Raw genomic sequence first — 2609 nt, forward strand, 5'->3', positions numbered from 1 at the left:
GCGCCGTGGTGCCTGCCGTGCTGCTGGCGGACGGCCTGTGGTTCGGCATCCAGCCGATCTCGGCCGGCGTGTTCGGCGTGCCGGTGGGCCTTGCGACCGCGTGGCTGGTGAGCCTGCTCACGCGGGGCGCCGGGGGCGGGCCCGTCGGTCCATTCGCGCCTGCCGGGGATGTGAACGGCGGGTGCGCGCGCCACGGCGCACGCTGGGGCTCGCGGCGATGCGGGCGGGGATGGTGGTTATGGATAAACCCGGATTCACAAAGCCCCGACCGCGTGCGACGCTGCGCCCAACCATCGGACGGGCCCGTGCCCCCGACGCCGCCGAAAACGATCAGGGGGAACCGTGCTACTCGTCAAGACATCTGCAGGCCATCTGGCCCTCAAGGACCGCCACGGCGCGCTGACCTCGCGGCAGCGTTCGGCCTTCATCCTGTTCGATGGCAAGCGCACGCTGGCACAGGTGCTGGCGGCCACCGCGACCATGGGCATCGGCATGGACGACGTGCTGGCGATGGTCGGGCAGGGCCTGCTGTCGTTGCCGGACGGCAGTGCGCCCAACCTGCAGAACGCGTCGCCCGAGGGCATGCCGGCCCCGGCGGGCGCGCCGGGCGCGGCCCCGGCAACGGGCGAGTCATCCTCGCCCATGGAGCGCTACCAAGCGGCCTATCCGATCGCCACGGAAATCACGTCCAGCCTGGGGCTGCGCGGCTTTCGGCTGAACTTGGCGGTCGAGGGCGCACGCAGTTTCGACGACCTCGCCGCACTGGCGCCGAAGATCCGCGAACTGGTGGGCGATGAAAAATACCGGCGCCTGGAGCGGGCGCTGTTCGGCTGACCGGCCCTGCGCAGCGGGCCGGTCCTGCCGCAGCGCCGTGGCGATGCGGCAGGAAGGCGTGGATCAGGGCTGCACGTCCACGCGGCCGTAGGCGCCGTTCACGCCCTTGTTCGGCCCCGCCACATAGAACAGCGTGTTCAGCGGCTGCTGGTTCAGGCCGTTGCCGAACGCGATGCCACGCACGCCGTCCAGCTGCAGGGTCGTTCCGTCCTTTTGCGCCAGGGCGCCGTTCCATTCGCCCGTTGCGGGGTCGAACGCCTGCAGCGTGCCGTCGCCTTCATTGGCGATGATCAGGCGGCTGCTGGCCCCGGCGAAGTTGCCAGGCGCCTGGGCGATGCCCCAGGGTGCGTTGAGCGTGGCGCCGGGCGTGACGATGCGCTGCGCCAGCGTGCCGTCGGTGTTGAAGGCGTTCAGCGCGCCCAGGCCGGCGCCGGCCACGGCGTTGCGCCGGTTGGCGTCCTGCTGCGCATAGGTCACGTAGATGCGCGTGCCGATGGTCTGGATGCCATAGGGCGCATAGTTGGCCGGCAGCTGCGGGTCGGCGAAGCTGCCCGCCAGCTGCACCTTCTGGAAGCTGGTGTCGAACACGTCGATCTTGTTGTTGCGGAAGTCGGTGGCATACAGGAAGTCCGCGCCGCTGCGGGTGGCCACGGCCAGGCCCTTGTAGACCGCGCCGCCGCCGTCCCGGTAGGTCACGATGGCATTGGCCAGATCGGCTGCCGGGCTCCAGCCGGAGAGGCTGCCGTCCTCGCTGGAAAACACGAAGCGGCTGGGGCCGGTCACGCCGTTCTTGGTGACCGGGAAGCTGCTGGTGCCGCTGAAGATGATGCCGGTGGGGTTGGCCGGAGCGCTGCCGGCCGGGGGCACGGTCACCACCAGGGTCTGCGGCACGCCGTTGCCGTCATAGAGCGTGGACTTCTGCGTGGCCGTGGCGGTCACCCAGACGAAGCCGTTCGGGTTGAAGGCGATGCCCCAGCCGTTCTTCAGGTTGGCATCGGTCTGCGTTCCTGCAATGCTGCCGTCGGACACCACGGCCTTGGCCGTGAAGGAGGTGACCGTCGGCGGGGCGTCGCTCCCGCCGCAGCCGACCAGCACCAACGCCGTCGCCGGCACCGCACCCCACAAGATTCTGGATATTTTCAAGATTGCTCCGTTGGAAGATCGCAGTCATTTTTCTGCCGTCGTGAGTGCGGGCTGCTTTGCCAAAGGTTGTGGGGGGCAGTGAAAAGAAAATGGAAGCGCTGGCGGGCAGGCAAGGGCGCTCCACATGGAAAAAGGGCCATGCCTTCTTGCGAAGGCACAGCCCTTGGGGGAGGTGGCGCCCTTTGGGCGCCGGTCTCAGTGCGGACCGCGCCGCGCCGATCAGCCGCCGACGCCGAGCAGCTCGACGTCGAACTTCAGCGTGGCGTTCGGCGGGATCACGCCACCGGCGCCGCGGGCACCGTAGCCCAGGGCGGCGGGAATGATCAGCGTGCGCTGGCCGCCCACCTTCATGCCCTGCACGCCTTCGTCCCAGCCCTTGATCACCATGCCGGCGCCCAGGCCGAACTCGAACGGATCGTTGCGGTCGCGGCTGGAGTCGAACTTGGCGCCTTGCTCGCCGTTGTTGTAGAGCCAGCCGGTGTAGTGCACGCTGACGTGGTTGCCGCGCGTGGCCTCGGCGCCTTCGCCCACGACGGTGTCTTCGTATTGCAGGCCGGAGGGGGTGGTGGTGAATGCCATGGGTGTTCCTTTCGAAGTGCTACTTAAATGATAGCGATATGCCCTAGTGCTTA

At 68.7% G+C, this 2609-nt stretch carries 3 protein-coding genes; 1 reads left to right on the forward strand and 2 read right to left on the reverse strand.

Features of this window, described 5'->3' with window-relative positions; genetic code table 11:
- The first annotated feature begins 342 nt into the window (after nt 1-342).
- Nucleotides 343-834, forward strand: coding sequence for a hypothetical protein (locus AC27IQ_RS22220; RefSeq protein ID WP_487090828.1), 492 nt, complete (start codon nt 343-345; stop codon nt 832-834).
- Nucleotides 835-897: 63 nt separating this feature from the next.
- On the opposite strand, the gene AC27IQ_RS22225 is transcribed toward AC27IQ_RS22220, so the two are convergent.
- Nucleotides 898-1977 (reverse strand): TIGR03118 family protein, encoded by a 1080-nt coding sequence (locus AC27IQ_RS22225; RefSeq protein WP_487090829.1) that lies wholly within the window; start codon nt 1975-1977, stop codon nt 898-900.
- A 219-nt stretch (nt 1978-2196) separates the two neighbouring features.
- The gene (locus AC27IQ_RS22230; protein WP_272568163.1) at nt 2197-2556 is read right to left on the reverse strand and encodes an FKBP-type peptidyl-prolyl cis-trans isomerase; all 360 of its coding nucleotides are present in this window, start codon (nt 2554-2556) and stop codon (nt 2197-2199) included.
- Between the last annotated feature and the right edge of the window lie 53 nt (nt 2557-2609).

Source organism: Acidovorax sp. KPB24-07, from assembly GCF_057543315.1.